This is a genomic window from Jongsikchunia kroppenstedtii DSM 45133 (assembly GCF_000380485.1).
GTDB classification, from domain to species: Bacteria; Actinomycetota; Actinomycetes; order Mycobacteriales; family Mycobacteriaceae; genus Jongsikchunia; species Jongsikchunia kroppenstedtii.
On the sequence record NZ_AQYG01000045.1, the window covers coordinates 1 to 16,046 of the forward strand.

The following is a 16,046-nucleotide window of genomic DNA, read 5'->3' on the forward strand; positions in this document are numbered from 1 at the left end:
CCTACCGAGCCGCCGTGGTCCTACAGGCATGCCTCCGCTGGACACGCCTATTAGGAGACACGCCCTAGCTGAAGTAGTCGTCTACACCGCCCGTCGGGCGGACCAGCCGTTCGATCAGCGGACTCTTCGGCTCCGCCAGCACCCGGCGGGTGGGTCCGCTGTCGATGATGCGGCCGTGTTCGACCACGGCAGCGGTGGCGGACAGGACCGCGGCATCCGCCAGATCATGCGTCACCAGAACGCAGGTCTGGTCGACCAGCAAGTCGCGCAGCAGGACCCGCATCCGATCGGCGATGTCGACGTCGAGCGCGGCGAAGGGTTCGTCCAGCAGCAGCAGCCGCGGATGCGTTGCCAGCGCCCGTGCCAGTGCGACCCGGGCGGCCTGGCCGCCCGACAACTCGGCGGGCCGTCGATCGGCCAGGCCGGCCACGTCGACCCGCTCCATCCACTCGTCGACCCGACGAGCCACCTCGTCGCGGCCGAGTCTCAATGCGGCCGGGCCGAATCCGACGTTGTGACGGACATTCAGATGCGGGAACAGCGTCGGCTGTTGCGTCAGCAGCACCACGCCGCGACGATGCGGCGGAACCGAGTGGGCCGCATCGAACAGCACGTCATCGCCCAGTTCGATGCGGCCGGCATCCGGATCCGTCAGTCCGGCAAGCAGGTTGAGGATCGTCGATTTGCCGGCGCCGTTCGAACCGAGCAAGGACAGCGTATGCCCGGCCGCCACGTCGAGGGCCACCTCGATATCCGGGGTCCGCAGCCGCAGCTGCGCGCGCAGGGCCGTCAAATCACCAGGCTCCGTTGCCGATTCGACTCTCGTGCATGCACCGCGATCACCACGACGAGCGCCACCACCACCAGCAGCACCGACATCGGCAGCGCGTGCGCCGGATCGTCGATCTGGTCGACATAGATCGCCAGCGGCGCCGTCTGGGTGACCCCCGGAAGATTGCCGGCAAAGGTGATCGTGGCACCGAATTCGCCGAGCGCCCTGGCGAAAGCCAGCACGGTCCCCGACGCGAGGGCCGGGCCGATCAGCGGCAACGTCACCCGGCCCAGGGTACGAGCCGGTGACGCGCCGAGCGTCGCCGCCACCCGGTCGTAGCGGTCGCCGACGGTGCGCAGCGCACTCTCGACGGTGATAACCACGAATGGCAACGACACGAACAGCTGCGCCAGCACCACGGCCGTCGTACTGAAGGCGATGTCGATTCCCCAGGCGTGCAATTGTTTTCCGAGCATCCCCTGCCGCCCGAAGACATACAGCAGCGCCAGACCGCCGACCACCGGCGGCAGCACCAACGGCAGCAGGACGATCGCGCGCGCAACTCGAAGTATCCGGGAACGATTGTGGGCGAACACGATCGCCAGTGGGACTCCCAGGACCAGACATCCGACCGTGCTCAACGCGGCCGTGCGCAGGCTCAGCCCCAGCGCCGTCAACGCGTCATGGGATGTGATCGACGACCAGAAACTCCCCCAGGGCGTCTTCACCAGGATCGCCACCAGCGGCAGCAGGACCACTGTAATACCCAGGGCGGCCGGTAGGTACAGCCAACGGGGGACGGCCCTCACCGGCGCAACCTTGCTGCCACCTGGGCTGTCACGCGGGCCCGAATCCGAACTGTCCCAGCACTTCCTGTCCGGTCTGCCCGCGCACGAGATCGACGAATGCGGTTGCGTCGGCCTCGTGCTTGGTGCCGGCCACCACCGCGATCGGGTAGTGGTTCACCACACCACCGAACGCGGGATCGCTGACGGTGTCCACTTGCCGGGCGGCCGTCTCGGCATCGGTGACGTACACGATCCCGGCATCCGCCTGCCCGGTGCGCACCTTGGTGAGAACACCCGTCACGGACGTCTCCTGGCTGACCGGCGCAATGGTGACACCCGCCTGCTGTTCCGCCTTCAGGCTGGCCGCACCGCACGGGACCGGTGGTGCGCACAGAACAGTCGTGATCCCGGGCTTGGTGAGGTCGGCGAGTGATGCGATGTGCTTCGGATTCCCTTCGGCCGTGACGATCGTCAGCGTGTTCGTCGCGAAGTCCCCACGATCGGCGGCCTCGGTTCCCAGCGCATCCATCGTCTTCGTGTCGGCCGTGGCGATCACGTCGGCGGTGGCCCCCTGTTTGATCCGGGTGACCAAGGCGTTGGAGCCGTCGTAGCTGATATTCACCGTGACGCCCGGGTGCTGCTGCTCGTATGCATCCTTGAGCTTCTCAAAGGAATCCTTCAACGATGCCGCGGCGAACACCGTCAGCGTCGTCTTGTCGTTGTCGCTCCCGTCGGAGCACGCGGCTACCGAACCCGCCGCGCAGATCCCCGCGACGACCGCGACCGTTCCCTTGGTGTACCAGTTCATCACGCGGGCCCTCTCAGCAGCCGATTTCGCCTTCGATGATGCTATCGGCTGCTGCCGGATCCGGCCTGATGTGCGGCCGGTTCGCAATCGAGTTCGCGATCGACCGATGAGTTTGAGCGACAGGTCTTGTCTGTACTCATGTCCGCTTTCCCGATGGCGCGTTCACCGCGCGCACTGTCAGAAAAGAGCTTGCGAACATGTCCGACTTGCCAGCTACCTTGGAACACATGACCGCACCGGCCCCATCACCTCCGCACCCGGCTTCCGGCCCAGACATCGCCATCGAGGCCATCGGTCTGGTGAAGCGATTCGGCGAGCAGACCGCCGTCGATGACGTCAGTTTCGCGGTTCCGCAGGGCACCGTGCTGGGACTGCTCGGTCCGAACGGCGCCGGCAAGACCACCATCGTGCGGATGATGACCACGCTGACCAAGCCGACGGCCGGCACCGCGACCATCGCCGGCTACGACGTGCTCAAGGATCCCGACGCGGTGCGCCGCAACATGGGGGTCACCGGCCAGGCCGCAACCGTGGACGAGCTGCTGACCGGCCGCGAGAACCTCCGGATGATCGGCGGCCTGTACGGCATCGGCCGCCGTGAATTGAAGTCGGTCGGCGAACGACTCCTCGAGCAGTTCTCGTTGGCGGACGCCGGCGACAAAGTGGTCAAGTCCTACTCGGGCGGCATGCGCCGCCGGCTCGACCTGGCCGTCAGCCTGCTCGCCGCCCCGCCGGTGCTGTTCCTCGACGAGCCGACCACCGGCCTCGACCCGCGCAGCCGCAACGAACTCTGGGACGTGCTGCGCGACCTCGTCCGCGACGGCACCACCCTGCTGCTGACGACGCAGTACCTGGAGGAGGCCGACCAGCTGGCCGACGACATCGTCGTCATCGATCGAGGCAAGATCATCGCGGCCGGCACCCCGCTGCAGCTCAAGGAGCAGGCGGGCCAGGCGGCACTGGTGGTCACGGTGTCGCACGCCGGCGATATCGCCGAATCCGCGCGGCTGCTTCGCGATCTACGCGGTGAGGTCTACGTCGAGGACTCCGCGCGGCGGCTGACCGCACCGGCCGACGGCATCGCCGATCTCACCAAGATCGCTGGTGTCTTCGAACGCAGCGGGATCGCGGTCGACGACATTGGACTCTCCCGCCCCAGCCTGGACGATGTGTTCCTGTCGCTCACGGGCCACCGCGCCGAGGACGCAGCCGACCCCGACTCCGACGACAGCGATGCCGACACCGATAATTCCGACTCCGAGAAGGAGGCCTCGCGATGAGCGTCGCCATCGAGACCACCGCGGCCACCGGGACGTCCCGACGACCCACGATCACCGACACCACCCTGTTGCAGCAGTCGCTGATCATGGTGAAGCGCAACCTGATTCACACCAAGCGCATGCCCGAGATGCTTTCGGACGTCACCATTCAGCCGATCATGTTCGTGCTGTTGTTCGCGTATGTGTTCGGCGCGTCGATCTCGCCGGCGCCGGGCTACGGCTACAAGGAATGGCTGCTGCCCGGCATCATGGCGCAGACGATCACCTTCGCGTCGTTCGTCGTCGCCACCGGCATCACCGCCGACCTGGACAAGGGCATCATCGATCGATTCCGGTCGCTTCCGATCGCCCGTTCGTCGGTGCTGATCGGCCGCAGTCTCGCAGGTCTGCTGCATTCATCGATCGGCATCGGCGTGATGGCGCTGACCGGTCTGGCGATCGGTTGGCGGATCCATACGAACGTGGGCAAGGCGATCGCGGCGTTCGCGCTGATCCTGTTGTGGGGCTTTGCGATGGTGTGGTTCGGCATACTGGTCGGCTCGCTGATGCGATCGGTCGAGGGCGTCAACGGCGTCATGTTCTCGACGATGTTCCCGATAACCTTCTTGGCGAACACCTTCGCACCGACGGCCAACATGCCGACTTGGCTGCGGGTGACCGCCGAGTGGAATCCGATCTCATCGTTGACTCAGGCGATGCGAGAACTCTGGGGCAACGGCCCTAACGCGACCGCGAGTTCGCAATGGCCGCTCCAGCATTCGGTGATCATGACCATCGTCTGGTCGCTGGCGCTGGCGGCGCTGATCGCACCGTTCGCCCTGCGCGCATACAACCGGCGCACCGCGAACTGACGCCACTACCCAGAAATCCGCGCCGCGGTGTCGTCGCAGCCACCGACGAAATCCGCGCCAGTTCCGGTCACCAACGACCGAATCCGCGCCACTTTTGCAGATCCGCGCCGGTTGCAGGCGGCGCGGATCCACGGAAGTGGCGCGGATTTCATACTGAGGCGCCGCTAGCTCGTGAGCGCCAGCGCCTCGATCGGGTCGTTGTAGATCGCGTCCAGCGACACGGCGCCCGCGGCTAGCTGCTGCACCGTCGCGCCCGACCGCGACACCCGCACATCGCGGTTCTCCGCGACAGACGTCGCGCGGACCGCGGCGGCGACCTTCGGCAGCGTCGCCGGCGCGTCGGTGAACGCCTGCCCGCCCAGGACGACGTGATCCGGATTGAAGATGTCGGCGATCATTCCGACGGCGCGACCCAGCACCGTGGCCCGCTCATCGAGAATTGCCTGCGCCCGCTCGTCGCCGTCCGCGGCCAGTCGATGCACCTCGTCGGCCTCGTCGACGGCCAGGCCCGCGGCGCGCGCGGCCTCGACGACGCCGGTGTCGCTCACCGTGTCCTCGAGCCGACCCGTGTTCTTCGGGTCGAGCAGCTCCGTCCGACCGACCGGGAAATGCCCGATGACCGGCGGGCCCGCGGTCGGCGTGTAGACCGCGCCGTCCACGGTGAAGGACACGCCCACGGTCTCGCGGGCGTAGAAGTAGAGGAAGTTGGCCCCGGTGTCCGACGGGTTCAGCAGCAGCTCGGCTGCGGCCATCGCCTCGACGTGCGAGGCGACCGACACCGGCAGCCCGGTGATGTCGGCGATGGTGGCGCCGACCGGGACGCCGCGCCAGCCCAGTCGCGGGTGGTCGACGACGCCGCCCTCTCCGACGCGACCGCCGATCGCGACGCCCGCCCACAGCACATGCTTGACCGGCCAGCGCGTCAGAAAACGCTTGGCGCTCACCGAGATCGACGCGAGCGTCTGCTCGGGGGTGTCGGCCGCCGGCGTCGGGATCTGGATCGCGCCGACCACCCGGTGGAACAGGTCGTGGGTGGTGATGGAGGTGACCTTGTAGCCGATATGGATTCCGACAGTGAGGAATTCGGCGGAATTCAGCTCGAACGGGAGCCGCGGTCGACCGATGGCGCCTGCCGGGGCCAGGTCCGCGCGCTCACGCAGTAGGCCCGCCTTCAGCAGTGCGCTGACCTGACGGTTGACCGTCGAGATGCTCAGGCCCGACGCCTGCGCCGCGGCATCCCGGAAGACCGGCCCGCGCAGGCGAGCGGCCCGCAGCACGACGGCCGAGGGCTTCGTCGACAGCTGCAGCTTGGGGGTCGAGACGTAAATCTTTCCGGTCCTCCCTGTGTGCGCGGCCGTGCCCGTCACGGTGCGCTCCAGCGATGAAGTCCGCGCGCGATTGCGCACCAGTATGGGCGCAACGGTACGTGCCGGTGTCGATTTGGGTGCACGCGGCGCATACGGGCGCCGAACCGGGCCGGTGACATCGGCGCCGGAGCCGGCCGACGGGATGCGTGCGGGAAACGTGGTGGTGATGACGGTCATCTGAGTTCAGTCCTCTGAAAAAGGGCCCGGCGAACAGCGGTGCACGGCACCGCTGGGTTGTCGCTCGGGTGGGAATCGAATGTCTGCGCCGACCGGAGGCCGGTCGGGTCTGGCGAGTCGGATCGATCAGGACATTCGACAACAGAGGATGCGCGCCAGCGGCAGACGGCATCCCAGCGCGACGGTCATGTAACTGACCGTCACGCATTCGTCCGCCACCTGGGTGGCGGACGGGATCCGCGGCTGACTCGGCATGCGCAAAAATCTAGCGGCAGCCGCCGCACCAGCCAACAATGTCCGGATCGGCCCGCTCGCGAGCCACGCGCCATTTCGGTCGCGAAAACACCTCGTGGCGTGCGCGTTCACCGTGCCGCAGGCAAATGGAATCAGCGTGCGCAAATCCCTCGCTCCGCTCTCGGGCGACATCGGCCACCACTGTCGGATCTGCCGCTTATCGTGGTGTGATGACCACCGCGACCGCCGATGCCGAGTTCCTCGAGCAGGCCGAGCCGTATCGCCGCGAGCTGATCGCCCACTGCTATCGCATGATGGGCAGCCATCACGACGCCGAAGACCTGGTCCAGGAGACGATGGTCCGTGCCTGGCGCGGCTACGGCGGCTACGACCGCCGCGCGTCGATGCGGACCTGGCTGCACAAGATCGCCACCAATACCTGTCTCACCGCCCTCGGCAGCAGCAGCCGACGCCCCCTGCCGTCCGGGCTCGGCACCGATCCCTCCGACCCGCGCGCGCCGCTCCTCGAAGATCACGAGGTGCCGTGGCTGGAGCCGTTCGCCGGCGATGACACCCGTTCCGGCACGGCCGATCCGGCCGCGGTGGTCACCGAACGCGAGTCCGTACGGCTGGCCTTCGTCGCCGCACTGCAACACCTCCCGGACCGGCAGCGCGCGGTCCTCATCCTCCGCGATGTCCTGCAGTGGCGGGCCGCCGAGGTGGCCGAGACGCTGGGCATCACCGTCGCCACCGCGAACAGCCTGCTGCAGCGGGCCCGCACCCAACTCAAAGACAGTGAACGCGTGCAGCATTCACTCGTGGAGCCGGACAGCCCCACCGAACGCGAACTGCTCCGCCGCTATGTCGACGCCTTCGAGAACTACGACGTCGACGCGATCGTCAAACTGTTCACCGACAAGGCCATCTGGGAGATGCCGCCGTTCACCGGCTGGTATCAGGGCCCGGAGAACATCGGCGAACTGATCCGCGGAAACTGTCCGGCCTCCGGACCGGGCGACCAGATCCTGCTGCCGACGATCGCCAACGGACAGCCGGCCTTCGGCCTGTACATGCGCCAGGGCGACGATCCGACGCACTACCCGTTCCAGCTGCAGGTCCTGGACGTGACGGCGACCGGCGTCGCGCATGTGACCGTGTTCTTCACCGACGACATGACGGCGCTGTTCCACCGCTTCGGGCTGCCGGCGCGGCCGCACTGATCACCGCCGGATCGATCAGCCGCCGACGATCCGCCGGGTGGCCGCGACGATCGCGTCGACGATCTCCGCACGACCGGGACGGCCGCGGCCGCCGATCGCGTTGTCCGACCGCAGGTTGATCACCGACTCCACCAGACGCAGCGGCAGATACTGCAGCGGGTCGTCCGGTCGGCCCAGCGCGTGGGCCGCGAGCTGCTCGTAGGTCACCGCCAGTTCGCTTCGGGCGCTCCGGAACTCGGCGAACCGGTCGGCCCCGAGTTCGGGCAGCAGGTAGAGAGCACCCAGATTCCAACGCGCCGACGCCAGCTGATCGGCATCGAATCGCACGAGTTCGCAGAGTCGATCGATGGCGGGGCCATCGGCAGCGGCCAGTTCACGGGCGCGGGCGAGGGCCGCACTCACGGTCTGTTCCAGGAGCGCGGCCAGGATGTCGTCCTTGGTGGCGAAGTGATGATAGAGCGACGCCTGCCGGATGCCGACCGCCTCGGCGATCATCCGCGTCGACGTGCCGGCGTATCCCCGGGTGGTGAACAGTTCGGCCGCCGCATCGAGAATCTCCTCGGCGGCGGACGCACCCTTACGGCGTCGCGGTTCCAGACGCGGGCGCCCTCGCCCACCGGATGACGTCGACGCAGCGTTGGACACGCCACCGACCCTACCGGGGCCGCGAGTGCGCCGGTTTCCGACGAAACGGCCGCACCGGGGCGGGACGAAACACAACCGTTGCATGCGGTAGCCGACTGGAAACACTTCGGTCATCACGGCGACAACGGAAGACGGTTTTCTATCAATCGACAGATAAACCGCTCCCCGGGGGTTCCCATGACTGCACCGCCTCTCACCGAAACACCAACCGTTTCAAAGGATTCCGACGATCTATCGGAGTTCGGCTACACCGAGCAGCTGCATCGCAGCCTGGGCACATTCGCGTCCTTCGCGGCCGGATTCTCGTTCGTCTCGATCCTGACGACGATCTTCCAGCTGTTCGGTCTGGGTTTCGGGCTCGGCGGCCCGGCCTTCTTCTGGACCTGGCCGATCGTCTACGGCGGCCAGTTCCTCGTCGCCCTCTGCTTCGCCGAGATGGCCGCCCGGTACCCGATCTCCGGAGCGATCTATCAGTGGTCGCGACGCCTCGGCGGCGAGGTGGTCGGCTGGTTCGGCGGCTGGTTCATGATCCTCGCGCAGATCGTCACCGCGTCCGCCGCGGCGATCGCTCTGCAGGTGGTCATGCCGGCCATCTGGACCGGCTTTCAGCTGGTCGGCGGCGATCCTTCGCTCACCAGCACGAGCGGCGCCACCAACGCGGTGATCCTCGGATCGATCCTGCTCACCCTGACCACAGTCATCAACTGCATCGGTGTGCGGTGGATGAGCCGGATCAACAGCATCGGCGTCACCTGCGAGCTGGTCGGCGTCACCGCGGTGATCCTCGCCCTGTTCTTCCACGCAAAGCGCGGCCCCGACGTGGTGCTGCACACCGGCGACATCGGGCACCACGGCGGATACCTCGGCGCGTTCCTGGTCTCCGGTCTGATGGCCGCGTACGTCATGGTCGGGTTCGGCTCAGCCGGCGAACTCGCCGAGGAGACCCGCAATCCGCGCCGCGTCGCCCCGCGCACCATCCGGATGGCGCTGACCGCCTCGGCGATCGGCGGCGGGCTGATGCTCATCGCCGCCCTGATGGCCGCCCCCAAGTTGGGCGACGAACTCGCCACGCAGGGTCTGCCGTACGTGCTCAACGCCGTGCTCGGATCGTTCTGGGGCAAGGTGCTGCTCGCCGATGTCTGCGTCGCGATCTTCATCTGCACCTTGGCGATTCAGACCGCCTGCTCGCGTCTGATGTTCTCGATGGCCCGCGATCATCGCCTGCCGGCGGCCGCCCTGCTGTCAAAGGTCAACGACCGCACCAAGACTCCGCTGGCGCCGTCAATCCTGATCGGCGTGCTGTGCATCGGCGTCCTGCTGGTCAACCTCGGCAACGCCGCGATCTTCGCCACCCTCGCCAGCGTCTGCATCGTGCTGATCTACCTGGCGTATCTGGCGGTCACCGGACCGATGCTGTACCAGCGTCTACGCGGCTGGAAGCCGGATCAGACGCTGACCGACGCCGACGGCAAGAAGCTCTTCGGCCTGGGCCGCTTCGGAATCGTCGTCAACGCGCTCGCAGTCCTCTACGGACTCGCCATGGTGGTCAACCTGGCCTGGCCGCGCCCGGAGATCTACAACCCGACCGGGAACAACCCGGTGCTGCTGTGGGCGGGTCCGCTGTCCATCGGCGCCTGCATCCTGCTCGGAATCCTCTGCTTCCCGCATCGCAAGCCGCATCCGATGCCCGTCCGCACCCCTCTCGCCATCGAAGGAGCCTGACATGACCGCGACAACGAGCGCCGCCCGGGCGCACGCCCGCGCGCAGTCCGGAACGATCACCGAGTCGATGCCGTTCGTCCCGGCGAGCAGCTTCGCCGAGATCCCGGAAGATGTTGCGCCCGCGGACATGGTGTGGGCCGAGATGGTCGCCGGCGGCCGGTACACCACCAAGGTGCTGGCCCGCGGCACCCGGATCCGGTTGACCGACATCACCGGGACCGGTTGCGCACACCTCCTGCTGTGGCGCTCCGATGCCCCGTGGGAACGGCTGAATGTCGCCGACACGGTGAAGGTGCCGTGGCAGGCGTACCTGAGCACCGGCCATCCGCTGCTGTCGGATCAGGGCCGGGTGCTCGCCACCGTCATGACGGATACCTCGGGCAGGCACGACGCCCTGTGCGGCACCACTACGCTGAGCCAGAACGTCACCAAATACGGTGCCGGCCAGGTGCACTCGGCGAGCCCGGCCGGCCGCGAGCTGTTCATCCTGGCCGCGGCCAAACACGGACTCACACCTACCGATGTCGCGCCCTCGGTGTCGTTCTTCCACGGCATCCGCGTGTCCGACGACGGGTCGCTCGAGTCCACCGGATCGGCCGGCGCCGGCAAGCATGTCGACCTGATCCTGCATTTGCCATGCACGGTCGCGATCGTCAACACCGCGCACCCGCTGGACCCGTCGACGGCATTCGACGTCGGCCCGATCCAGGTGCTCGCCTGGCGAGCGGCCGACGATCTCGCCGCGCAGATAGCCCGCACCGATACCGAACCGGAATACCAACGTGCCGTTGCCAATTCCGAGGACACCCACCTCGCTCGCACTCAGGAGCCGTCATGACCGTCACCGCCACTCCCACCGTCCTCATCGACGAAGAGGTCGGCGAGCGCGGACCCTGGTCGGGGGTCGTACCCGCCGGCGGCACCCTCACGCTGGTCGACCTGCACGGCAACCAGGCCGTCGACACCCTGTTCTACGGAGCCGACGATCACCGCATCCGCTACTCGGCGCAGGCGACCATCGCCGGTCAGGGCAACATCTTCCTGACCACCGGATCGGTTCTGCGCGACCAGGAATCGCAGCCGATGCTGACGATCATCGAGGACGAGGTCGGCAATCACGACACCCTGGGCGGCGCCTGTTCACAGGAGTCGAACACGCTGCGCTACGGCCAGCACACCAAGCATCAGCACGCCTGCGTCGAGAACTTCCTCATCGAGGGCGCCGCACACGGGCTCGGCAAAGCCGACCTGGTCGGCAACATCAACTTCTACATGAACGTGCCGGTCGATCCGGACGGCAGCCTCGGCATCGTCGACGGACTGTCGGCGCCGGGCAAGAAGCTGGTGCTGTGCGCGGAGATCGACACGCTGGTGCTCATCTCGAACTGCCCGCAGATCAACAACCCCTGCAACGGATTCGACCCCACCGCGGTGCGGGTCGTCATCACCGCACCGGAGGACTGACATGACACGCGCAGCGATCGCCACCGTGGTGACCCCCGGACCGCAGACCACGGTCCAGGACTGGCCGGGCCGCACCGGCTACTGGGAGGTCGGGGTGCCGCCGTCGGGGCCGATGGACGACCTGTCGATGCGGCTGGCCAACATCGCGGTCGGCAACGCCGAGGGCGCGGCCGCGCTGGAATGCACGCTCGCCGGCCCGACCCTGCGCTTTCACGCCGATGCCGTGGTCGCCGTCACCGGCGCGCATGTCGACGTGTCGGTCTCGGGAACGCCTATGCCCCAGTGGCTTCCCCTCACCGTGCGGGCCGGCGACGAGCTGCGCGTCGGCGGCACCGGCGACTACGGGATGCGGGCCTACGTCGCGATTCGCGGGGGCATCGATACCCCCGAATACCTCGGCAGCCGATCGACGTTCACGCTCGGCAGGTTCGGCGGGGTGCAGGGCCGCGCGCTCGCGGCCGGCGACGAGCTCGTCCGGGGCGACCAGACCGCCGGCGATCCCCGCCGAATCCTCGGCGACGAGCTGCCGCATATCTCCAACAGCTGGCATCTCGCGGTCACGGTCGGCCCGCACAGCGCGCCGGAGTTCTTCACCCCGTCAGACATCGAGACGCTCTACGAGACCGAGTACGAGGTGCATTTCAACTCCGACCGCACCGGCGTGCGGCTGATCGGGCCGCGTCCGGAGTGGGCCCGCCCCGACGGCGGCGAGGCCGGGCTGCATCCGTCGAATATCCATGACACTCCATATTCGATTGGGGCGCTGGACTTCACCGGCGACACCCCGATCCTGCTCGGACCGGACGGACCCAGTCTCGGCGGTTTCGTCTGTCCCGTCACCGTGACCGCCGCCGAGCGGTGGAAGCTGGGGCAGCTCAAGCCGGGCGATACGATCCGCTTCGTCCCGGTCGCCGTGTCGGCGGCGGCATCGCCCGCCGCCACCTGCCGGGCCCGCCGCGCCGGGCAGGCACGGGTGGCACCGCTGCCCTGCGACGCCGACTCCGGAATCCTGGGTCGCGGATGGACCGCCGACGGCGAGACCCCGATCACCTACCGCCGCAGCGGCGACGACAACGTCCTCGTCGAATACGGCCCGATGACACTGGATCTAGAACTACGTGCCCGAGTCCATGCCCTCGCCGGACGGCTCGGCGCCGATCGTCCGGCCGCGTTGACCGACCTGACCCCCGGAATCCGTTCGCTCCAGGTCAAATTCGATCCGGCGCGGATGTCGCAGCCGGCGGTGCTCGACTGGATCGTCGAGGCCGAATCGCAGCTGCCGTCGGCCGACGATCTGATCGTCCCGAGTCGGACGGTATCGCTGCCGCTGTCCTGGGACGACCCGTCGACCCGCGAGGCGATCGAGCGGTACATGAACGGCGTCCGCAACGACGCCCCGTGGTGCCCGTGGAATATCGAGTTCATCCGGCGGATGAACGGCCTCGATTCGGTCCAGGAGGTGTTCGACATCGTCTTCGACGCCGAGTATCTGGTGCTCGGGCTCGGCGACGTGTATCTCGGTGCACCGGTGGCGGTTCCGCTGGATCCGCGGCATCGGCTGGTCACCACCAAGTACAACCCCGCCCGCACCTGGACGCCGGAGAATGCGGTGGGCATCGGGGGCGCCTACCTGTGCATCTACGGGATGGAAGGGCCCGGCGGCTACCAGTTCGTCGGCCGCACCACGCAGGTCTGGAACCACCGCCACCCGCGGGCCGCGGGCGGATTCGAACCCGACAACCCGTGGCTGCTCCGGCATTTCGACCGGATCAGCTGGTACTCGGTGTCCACCGAGGAGCTTGCCGATCTGCGAGCCGACACCGCCGCGGGACGCGGCAGCATCGACATCACCCCGGGTACGTTTTCGCTGGCGCAGCATCGACAGTTCTTGCAGCGCAACGCCACCGACATCGCACGGGTGCGCAATTCGATGGAGGCCGCCCGCTCGGAGGAGCGCCGGCGGTGGGCCGCGGCCGGTGAATTCGACAGCAGCAAGAGCAGCGGAAGGCGGGCGGCATGAGCCGCGTATCCGAGATCTACCGGAAGATCGAGGCCGACGGGCGCGACGAGGTCTTCATCGCCCTGCGCCCCGAGGCCGACGTCGAGACTGACTACACGGCATCAGCGGCCGGTGACGGACCGCTGGCCGGAATGATCGTTGCGGTCAAGGACAACATCGATGTGGCCGGCCTGCCGACGACGGCGGCCTGTCCCGGGTACTCGTATGTGCCGCAGCGGGATTCCGCCGCGGTCGCGGCACTGCGCGCGGCCGGTGCGGTCGTCATCGGCAAGACGAACCTGGACCAGTTCGCCACCGGCCTCGTCGGCACCCGCAGTCCCTATGGGGCGGTGCGAGATTCACGCCGACCGGACTACATCTCGGGCGGATCGAGTTCCGGTTCCGCGGTGGCGGTCGCCCTCGGCTACGCCGATGCCGCTCTCGGCACCGATACCGCCGGATCCGGCCGCGTGCCGGCGGCCCTGCAGGGCATCGTCGGCATCAAACCGACCGTCGACGCGGTCAGCACCGCCGGCGTCGTGCCCGCCTGCGCCGGCTACGACTGCGTCACCGTCTTCGCCGGCGACCTCGGCACCGCCAACCGGATGATGTCGGTGCTCGGCACCACCGGCGGGCGGGCCTGGCCGGTCGATGCGCCCCTGGCCGCGGGTGATGCGCCCGTCCTCGCCGTGCCGGACGGGCTCGCCGGGCTGTCGCCAGCCTGGCGCGACGCGTTCGACGCCACCGTGGCGCGCGCCGAATCGCTGGGTATGACGGTGAAATCGGTGTCGATCGCTCCGCTGCAGGAGGCGGCGCGGCTGCTGTACGACGGCGCGCTCGTCGCGCTGCGCTACGCCGCCGTCGGCGACTTCATCGACGGCGCGTCCGATGCGGCCGGCCTGGATCCGACCGTGGCCTCGATCATCGCCGCCGCCAAGGACATTCCGGCGCACGCCCTCGCCGCCGACCAGCGGCGTCTCACGGAACTCGCCGCCGAGGCCACCGACGTGCTGGACGGCTGCGCCGGGCTGCTGCTGCCGACGGTGCCACGGCATCCGTCCATCGCCGAGGTGGCGGCTGATCCGGTCGGGGTCAACAGCGAGCTCGGAACGTTCACCAACTTCTGCAACCTGCTCGATTTCTGCGCCGTGGCCTTCCCCGCGGGAACGGTCGACGATCCCGGCGGCACAGCGCAATTCGGCGTCACCGTATTCGGCCGGGCCGGGCACGATGCCGCGGCCATGGATATCGCGGCCGCGTTGGCCGGCGAGCCCATCGTCAGCGGCTACTGGCCCGAATCCGCTGGTGTGCAGTCGATCCCGCTGGCCGTGTTCGGCGCCCATTTGCGCGGTCAGCCGCTGGAATGGCAGTTGGCCGATCGCGGCGCCCGCTGGTCCGGGACGATCAGCACCGCGCCGGCGTACCGGCTCGTCGAACTGGCGACCACGCCGCCCAAGCCCGGACTCCTGCGAGACTCCGCCGCCGGCAGCGCCATTCGCGGCGAGGTCTGGCGGGTTCCGGCGGCCGCCCTCGGCGACTTTCTCGCTGAACTGCCGTCCCCGATGACGCTCGGCTCGGTGGAGCTGTCGACCGGCGAATGGATACCCGGATTCGTCTGCGACCTGGGGGCGGCGCAGGCCGGCCGACCGCTGACCGTCGACTACTGGCCCGACCGGTAGGCGGTCAGCCCTCGGGCACCACCAGCACCGGGCAGCCGGTGTGCCGCACGATGCTCGACGCCACCGGCCGATCGAAGATGGACGACAGCGCCGCGCGCAATCCCGGGCGCCGCTCGCCGATCACCAGAATCGATTCGGGATATCGGTCCGACATCCGGCGCAGAGCATTGCGGATCGGGCCGTGCACACAGGTGAAGTCCCAATCCTTGGCGTCGGCGCCGAGCAGATCGCGCGCGACACGTTCATGGCGATGCAGATTGGTCTGCAGCTCGGCCTCGTAGTCGAGCTCGTCTGGGTCAACCGGCTGATCCGACGAGTCTTCGACATGCACGACGTGGATCTCGGTGCCGAGCCGCCGGGCGAGTCCGGCGCCGTACGTCAGCGCCGCGCGACTGGATGGGTGCGAGTCGAACCCGATGATCACCGACATCGCAGACCCTCCACCGACGAGCCCGACAGATTCCCTTGCCGCAGCTTGATTTTACGCCGGCAGGCGAGACGCAGGAGGGCGTTCAGGCAACCGCGAGAGTGGCGGCCCGATCGGCGCCCGAGGCGACCGTCGTGTCGGCGCCGACGAGCTGGCCGCTCATCTCGGCGAGAAGATCGATGAGGCTGCCGCCCAGTGCCCGGGTGATCGCGGCGATAACCTCCGAGGAGGCTTCCTTCTGACCGCGCTCGACCTCCGACAGGTAGGTCATCGACACGCCGGCATCGGTGGATACCTCTTTGAGGGTGCGGCCCTGCCGCTGCCGAACCGATCGCAGCGTCTCACCGAGGAGCGCCCGCATCAGCGGTTCGGGGGCGGGAGAAGCAGCGTCCGCAGCGACCACGCGCAGATCCATGTCTCCTCCTTCGCTCCCGTGCCGATGCCCGAGGGACATTCCCTGCGTTGCTGTGGACCGGGTGTTCGCAACCTTATCCCCATAGCGGCTGCGCCCACCGAAGCGACCTGGCCTCTTCGCTCACAGCGAAACGCGGTCGTCGAGCCCCGGCTGACACCTCCGAAAATGCTGCACCCCCGCTGGCCTGCGGTGGAGCAG

At 68.2% G+C, this 16,046-nt stretch carries 16 protein-coding genes; 8 read left to right on the forward strand and 8 right to left on the reverse strand.

Annotated elements, in window-relative coordinates:
* Positions 1-64: 64 nt before the first annotated feature.
* Genes G341_RS21515 through modA form a run of 3 tightly spaced genes read right to left on the reverse strand, consistent with a single transcriptional unit; the run spans position 65 to position 2,368 of the window.
* Positions 65-793, reverse strand: a complete 729-nt coding sequence (locus G341_RS21515; RefSeq protein WP_018178734.1) for an ABC transporter ATP-binding protein — start codon at positions 791-793, stop codon at positions 65-67.
* Entirely contained in the window at positions 790-1,581 is a 792-nt protein-coding gene (locus tag G341_RS21520) for an ABC transporter permease (protein ID WP_043451048.1), read from the reverse strand. Before G341_RS21520 ends, G341_RS21515 begins: the two co-directional genes overlap by 4 nt.
* Before the next feature lie 28 nt (positions 1,582-1,609).
* On the reverse strand, positions 1,610-2,368 hold the full coding sequence (gene modA / locus G341_RS0108695; protein ID WP_018178736.1) for a molybdate ABC transporter substrate-binding protein: 759 nt from the start codon (positions 2,366-2,368) through the stop codon (positions 1,610-1,612).
* Positions 2,369-2,595: 227 nt separating this feature from the next.
* Here modA and G341_RS0108700 point away from each other — a divergent pair, with 227 nt between their 5' ends.
* Positions 2,596-3,648: an ATP-binding cassette domain-containing protein gene (locus tag G341_RS0108700; RefSeq protein WP_018178737.1), complete on the forward strand. Its 1,053-nt coding sequence runs from the start codon at positions 2,596-2,598 to the stop codon at positions 3,646-3,648.
* Positions 3,645-4,499, forward strand: a complete 855-nt coding sequence (locus G341_RS0108705) for an ABC transporter permease (RefSeq protein WP_018178738.1) — start codon at positions 3,645-3,647, stop codon at positions 4,497-4,499. The genes G341_RS0108700 and G341_RS0108705 overlap by 4 nt, the downstream gene beginning before the upstream one ends.
* 164 nt (positions 4,500-4,663) lie before the next feature.
* Here G341_RS0108705 and G341_RS0108710 read toward each other — a convergent pair whose 3' ends face one another.
* Together G341_RS0108710 and G341_RS24285 are read right to left on the reverse strand one after the other, a co-directional pair.
* Positions 4,664-6,043, reverse strand: coding sequence for an ROK family protein (locus tag G341_RS0108710; protein WP_018178739.1), 1,380 nt, complete (start codon positions 6,041-6,043; stop codon positions 4,664-4,666).
* A 126-nt stretch (positions 6,044-6,169) separates the two neighbouring features.
* A complete protein-coding gene (locus G341_RS24285; protein WP_281171105.1) occupies positions 6,170-6,298 on the reverse strand; it encodes a hypothetical protein in 129 nt (42 codons plus the stop codon).
* A 209-nt stretch (positions 6,299-6,507) separates the two neighbouring features.
* Here G341_RS24285 and G341_RS0108715 point away from each other — a divergent pair, with 209 nt between their 5' ends.
* Positions 6,508-7,497, forward strand: a complete 990-nt coding sequence (locus G341_RS0108715; RefSeq protein ID WP_018178740.1) for a sigma-70 family RNA polymerase sigma factor — start codon at positions 6,508-6,510, stop codon at positions 7,495-7,497.
* A 15-nt stretch (positions 7,498-7,512) separates the two neighbouring features.
* On the opposite strand, the gene G341_RS0108720 is transcribed toward G341_RS0108715, so the two are convergent.
* Positions 7,513-8,142 carry a TetR/AcrR family transcriptional regulator gene (locus tag G341_RS0108720; RefSeq protein ID WP_018178741.1) on the reverse strand — a complete coding sequence of 210 codons (630 nt, stop codon included), beginning with the start codon at positions 8,140-8,142 and terminating at the stop codon, positions 7,513-7,515.
* A 177-nt stretch (positions 8,143-8,319) separates the two neighbouring features.
* Here G341_RS0108720 and G341_RS0108725 point away from each other — a divergent pair, with 177 nt between their 5' ends.
* Genes G341_RS0108725 through atzF form a run of 5 tightly spaced genes read left to right on the forward strand, consistent with a single transcriptional unit; the run spans position 8,320 to position 15,006 of the window.
* Positions 8,320-9,864, forward strand: a complete 1,545-nt coding sequence (locus G341_RS0108725; protein ID WP_018178742.1) for an amino acid permease — start codon at positions 8,320-8,322, stop codon at positions 9,862-9,864.
* Between the two features lies 1 nt (position 9,865).
* Positions 9,866-10,702, forward strand: a complete 837-nt coding sequence (locus G341_RS0108730) for an urea amidolyase associated protein UAAP1 (protein WP_018178743.1) — start codon at positions 9,866-9,868, stop codon at positions 10,700-10,702.
* Positions 10,699-11,328 carry an urea amidolyase associated protein UAAP2 gene (locus G341_RS0108735; RefSeq protein ID WP_018178744.1) on the forward strand — a complete coding sequence of 210 codons (630 nt, stop codon included), beginning with the start codon at positions 10,699-10,701 and terminating at the stop codon, positions 11,326-11,328. The genes G341_RS0108730 and G341_RS0108735 overlap by 4 nt, the downstream gene beginning before the upstream one ends.
* A gap of 1 nt (position 11,329) precedes the next feature.
* Positions 11,330-13,348 carry a 5-oxoprolinase/urea amidolyase family protein gene (locus G341_RS0108740; RefSeq protein ID WP_018178745.1) on the forward strand — a complete coding sequence of 673 codons (2,019 nt, stop codon included), beginning with the start codon at positions 11,330-11,332 and terminating at the stop codon, positions 13,346-13,348.
* On the forward strand, positions 13,345-15,006 hold the full coding sequence (gene atzF, locus G341_RS0108745) for an allophanate hydrolase (protein WP_018178746.1): 1,662 nt from the start codon (positions 13,345-13,347) through the stop codon (positions 15,004-15,006). The genes G341_RS0108740 and atzF overlap by 4 nt, the downstream gene beginning before the upstream one ends.
* A gap of 4 nt (positions 15,007-15,010) precedes the next feature.
* Here atzF and G341_RS0108750 read toward each other — a convergent pair whose 3' ends face one another.
* Positions 15,011-15,436, reverse strand: a complete 426-nt coding sequence (locus tag G341_RS0108750; protein WP_018178747.1) for a universal stress protein — start codon at positions 15,434-15,436, stop codon at positions 15,011-15,013.
* A gap of 82 nt (positions 15,437-15,518) precedes the next feature.
* Positions 15,519-15,848: a helix-turn-helix domain-containing protein gene (locus tag G341_RS21525; RefSeq protein ID WP_018178748.1), complete on the reverse strand. Its 330-nt coding sequence runs from the start codon at positions 15,846-15,848 to the stop codon at positions 15,519-15,521.
* Between the last annotated feature and the right edge of the window lie 198 nt (positions 15,849-16,046).